Raw genomic sequence first — 4901 nt, forward strand, 5'->3', positions numbered from 1 at the left:
TAAGCTCCACCAAAACTCGCTACGTCCCACCCCTTGAGAGCGTGAGCGCGATCAATCCCTTCGATTGAACCGCGACCCTCCACCCTCTCCCTGGTGACAATAGCGCTGTGGCACCACCCGATCCCATTCCGAACTCGGAAGTGAAACGCAGCCGCGCCGATGGTAGTGTGCATCCGCATGCAAGAGTAGGTCATCGCCAGGGCCTTATACCCAAACCCCGCCAGCAATGGCGGGGTTTTTCTTTGGGCGAAACGAACACGCACGGAGTAACCCGATCGAGGTTTCCTCGAGTTACCTGAAGTCCCGCGACGTCGCATCGAGCGGCCCCAGCAACGTCGCCAGGTTCGTCAACCGCTTCGCGATCAGGTGCTGCACGCCGTCCTTCGATTCCAGGCGTCCTTCGACCGCGAGCAAGTGCGACTCCAGCAAAGGCCGCCGTTGCGCATCGGCGATCTGCCGCCACACCACGACATTGACCAGGCCATCCTCGTCCTCGAGCGTCAGGAACGTCACGCCGCTCGCGGTTTCGGGCCGCTGGCGCAAGGTCACCAAGCCAGCGAAGGAAACATTCCGGCCGTGCGGCATCGCGCGCAACTCGGACGAACGCCGGAAACGCCGCGCGCGCAATTTCGATCGCAACAACTGCAAGGGATGTTTGCCGAGCGTCAGCCCCGTCATCGCGTAGTCCGTCCGCATTTCCTCGTCGGCGGTGGGAAGCGGCAATGCCACCATCTTCTCCGGCGTCGAGCCGATCGCATCGAACAAGGGGCGCTGCGCCTCCACGCCCGCGGCCGCCCAACGCGCCTTGTGGCGATGTCCCGCGAGCGCTCGCAAGGCACCGGCGTCGGCGAGCAAACCGCGCGCACGCGCATCGAGTTCGCCGCGCACGCATAGATCGGTGACATCCGCGAATGCCGCCGTTCCCCGTGCCGCCGTGATCCGCTCCGCATCGGCCTGGCGGAATCCATCCACCATGCGCATCCCCAACCGCAGCGCAGGCTGCGACGCCGCCTCGCCCAAGGGTTCGAGCGTGCAATCCCAATCGCTGTAACGCACGTCGACCGGCCGCACGATCACGTTGTGCCGCCGCACGTCCTGCACGATCTGGCTCGGCGCGTAGAACCCCATCGGCTGCGAATTGATCAGGGCCGCGGCGAAGGCCGCCGGTTCGTGGCACTTCAGCCACGAACTCGAATACGCGATCAACGCAAAACTCGCCGCGTGCGATTCCGGGAAACCGTAACTGCCGAACCCCTTGATCTGCTCGAAGATCTGCTCGGCGAACGCGCTGGTGTAGCCGTTGCGCAACATGCCGGCGATGATCTTCTGCCGATGGTGTTCCATGCCACCGTAACGCTTCCACGCGGCCATCGATCGACGCAGCTGGTCGGCTTCGCCGGGCGTGTAGTCGGCCGCGACGATCGCCAGCTGCATCACCTGTTCCTGGAACAGCGGCACGCCGAGCGTGCGCCTGAACACTTCGCGCAAGGCCTCCGACGGATAGGTCACCGGTTCCTCGCCATTCCGCCGGCGCAGGTAGGGATGCACCATGTCGCCCTGGATGGGCCCGGGCCGCACGATGGCCACCTGCACCACCAGGTCGTAGAACACGCGCGGTTTCAGCCGCGGCAGCATCGCCATCTGCGCGCGCGATTCGATCTGGAACGTCCCGACCGTATCGGCCTTGCGGATCATCGCGTACGTCGCTTCATCGCCTTGCGGAATATCGTCGAGCCCGATGTCGCGCCGCCCGCTTGCGCGCAGCAGGTCGAAGGTCTTGTGCACGCACGTGAGCATGCCGAGCGCGAGGCAATCGACCTTCAGCAGCTTCATCACGTCCAGGTCGTCCTTGTCCCACTGGATGACCGTGCGATCGTCCATCGCCGCGTTTTCGACCGGCACGAGCGTCGACAAGGGATGTTCGGAAATCACGAACCCGCCCGGATGCTGCGACAGGTGCCGCGGGAACCCCAGCAAATCGCCCGCGATCGCCAGCACGCGCCGCAACAGCGGCGACTCCGGATCGAACCCGTGGTCGCGCAGGTGATCGGGCATCGGCACGTCGCTGTTCCAGCGATCCATCGTCTTGGCGATCTCGTCGACCTGGTCCGGCGGCAGGCCGAGCACGCGCGCCACGTCGCGTACCGCGCTGCGCCCGCGATAACGGATGACCACCGCCGCAAGCGCTGCACGCCCGCGTCCATAACGTTCGAATACGTACTGCAGCACTTCCTCGCGGCGCTCGTGTTCGAAGTCGACGTCGATGTCGGGCGGCTCGTTGCGCTCCTCCGACACGAAACGCTCGAACAACATCTCCATCACCCCCGGCTGCAGCTCGGTGATGCCGAGCGCGTAACAAACGGCGGAATTGGCGGCCGACCCGCGCCCCTGGCACAGGATGTCGCGGCTGCGCGCGAAGCGCACGATGTCGTGCACGGTGAGGAAGTACGACTCGTATCCGAGCCGCCCGATGATCGTCAGCTCCTTCTCGATCAACTCGCGCGCCTTGGCACGCTCGTGCTCGGTCGAATTCGCTTTCGCCCATCGCGCCTGGATGCCGTCTTCGACGAGTTCCCGCAACCATTCGCGCGCCGTCCTGCCCGCGGGCACGAGTTCGTGCGGATAGGTGTACGCCAGTTGCCGCAGGTTGAAGGTGCAGCGCTGCGCGACGAGTACCGCCTGCGCGAGCAGTTCCGGCGGATGGATCGCGCAGAGCGCCTGCCGCGTGCGCAGATGGCGCTCGCCATTGGGAAACAACGCGCGCCCGGCCTGCGCGAGCGTGGTGTGCAGCCGGATCGCCGTCATCGTGTCCTGCAATGCGCGCCGGCCGCGAACATGCATGTGGACATCGCCGCACGCGACCATCGGCAAGGCGGTCGCCTCCGACAACGCGCGCAGCGCCTCCAATCGCCCCGCATCGTCCGGCCCGCGATGCAGATGCACCGCCAGCCACGCGCGATCGGGAAACCGCGCCCGCAACCACGCGGCGTCCTCGGCCTCGCGCCCATCCAGTCGTGGCACCCACAACGCCAGCAACCCATCGAGCGGCGCAGCTTCGAAATCGTCGCGCAGCAACCGGTACGTCCCCTTGTCGGCACGCCGGCGCGCCGCGGTGATCAACTCGCACAAACGCCGATAGCCCGCCTGCGTTTCCACCAACAACACGCACTTCGGCCCATCTTCGACCTGCATCTCACTGCCGACGATCAACGGAACGCCCGTCGCTTCGGACGCTTCGAGCGCCCGCACGATGCCGGCCAGCGTGCACTCGTCGGTGATCGCGAGCGCGGCATAGCCTTGCTGCTTCGCACGATCGAACAACTCCCGCGCGCTCGATGCACCGCGCTGGAAGCTGAAGTTCGACAGGCAGTGCAACTCCGCATAGGCCGGCAGGCGGCTCATGCGAACCATCCATGCAGCATCAGGTGCGAAGGCGCGGGGCCAGGATCCACCGGTTCGCCCGCGGCGCAGAACGCCCAGGCGCGTTGTCCGAGCGAGGTTTCGACGAGGTAGTAATCGCGGCGGACATCGCCGCCATCCCACCAGCCGCTTTCGATGCGTTCGGGACCGGCGAGCACGCACAGCGCGTGGTCGCGCAACGGCATCACATGCGGCAGCAACCAACCGGGACGCGGACGCGCGTCCTGCACCGGCTTGCCCGCCATCGTGTGTCGTTCCGGCCGATGTTCCGGCGCATGGCCGATCCCGTGCACGGCTTCGTCGCCCAGGCGTGCGCGCAAACGTTCGCGCAATTGCGGCCACGGTACGTCCTGCTGCGCGCGCGTTTCGAACAGATCCGGCGCCGCGGGCACGAACGGCGGCAACTCGTCCGCAACGAGCCGGAACCCGCGCACCGGCGCAGGCAAACGCGCCTGTTCCAGGCGCCCGCGCCCGAGTTCGAACAACATGTTCGCCTCGCGTTGCGGCGTGAGCAGGCCGACGGGCACCGTGCTGTCCTCGCAGCGCTCGTGCTCGAGCACCAGCGTGTAACGCTGCACGCCGCCATCGCGCCCGGCGAGGAACGCCGACAGATCCTGCGCCAACCGCCGCAACGGAAACAACAAGGCCTGGCTGGATTCGACGTCGGTTTCGAATTCGATGCGGCCTTCGAACCGATCCGGCGGCATGTAGCAATGCAGCGGCGCGATGCGATCGCCGCGCAACGCATCCAGATGGTCGAGCACCGCCCTGGGGAAGCGACGCGCGAGCGCATCGCGCGGCAAGGCGAATACCTGCCGCAATTCGCGCAGGCCCATGCGCGAGAGCGCGAAGGCCACCGGCTGCGGCAAGCCGCTGCGTTCGATCGGCAACTGCCCGAGCGCATTGCCCAATGTGTGTTCGTCGATCGCAAGCCCGTCGTGGACGTTGGCCAACACCCGCGCCGCATGCGGATTGGGCGCGGCGACGATGCGATGCCGGAAGCCGAGTGCGCGCAACTCTTCGCGCATGCGCGCTTCCAGCCGCGGCCACGGGCCGAACAAACGCAGGCTATGCCCGACTTCGAGCAACAACGCGTGCGGCAGGTCCGTGCTCACCTGCGAACTGAAGCGGTACGCCCACGCCGCGAGCAAATCGCGCTCGCGTTCGACCGCATCGGGATCGTGGTCGACCGCCTGGAAATGCGTGCTCAGCGCCTGCGCCGCGGCGAGCGACAAGCCGGGGCGCAAACCGAGCATGCGCGCCGCCGGCGTCACCGAATGCAAGGTGCGCTTCTGCGCCGGCCCCTCGACGAGCGCGATCGCCGCCGCATCGGGCGCTTCCATCCTGCGAAGGACACCGTCCATCGCCAGTTGCGGCAACAATACGCACGCCCACTGCATGGCCTGGCCTCATCCCGCCGTCGACGTCGCGGGGAAGGGCAGCGGCGAAGGCGGCACCAACGCACCGCGGCACTTCAGCAC

General features: G+C 66.9%; 2 protein-coding genes and 1 rRNA gene. 1 reads left to right on the forward strand and 2 read right to left on the reverse strand.

Going from position 1 to position 4901, the window contains the following annotated elements:
• The first annotated feature begins 89 nt into the window (after positions 1-89).
• Positions 90-202 (forward strand): 5S ribosomal RNA (gene rrf / locus AC1DOM_RS16730).
• 89 nt (positions 203-291) lie between these two features.
• Here the strand turns inward: rrf and AC1DOM_RS16735 are convergent.
• Both AC1DOM_RS16735 and AC1DOM_RS16740 read right to left on the reverse strand, forming a co-directional pair.
• Complete coding sequence (locus AC1DOM_RS16735; protein WP_498965343.1) at positions 292-3411, reverse strand: error-prone DNA polymerase; 3120 nt, start codon at positions 3409-3411, stop codon at positions 292-294.
• The gene (locus AC1DOM_RS16740) at positions 3399-4820 is read right to left on the reverse strand and encodes a Y-family DNA polymerase (protein WP_498965345.1); all 1422 of its coding nucleotides are present in this window, start codon (positions 4818-4820) and stop codon (positions 3399-3401) included. The genes AC1DOM_RS16735 and AC1DOM_RS16740 overlap by 13 nt, the downstream gene beginning before the upstream one ends.
• Positions 4821-4901: the final 81 nt, after the last annotated feature.

Source organism: Lysobacter sp. P5_B12 (genome assembly GCF_056400425.1).

Excerpts from the sequence above, each read along its gene's own strand:
- AC1DOM_RS16740 (WP_498965345.1), bottom strand. The coding sequence starts at position 4,820 with ATGCAGTGGGCGTGCGTATTGTTGCCGCAACTGGCGATGGACGGTGTC.
- AC1DOM_RS16735 (WP_498965343.1), bottom strand. The coding sequence starts at position 3,411 with ATGGTTCGCATGAGCCGCCTGCCGGCCTATGCGGAGTTGCACTGCCTG.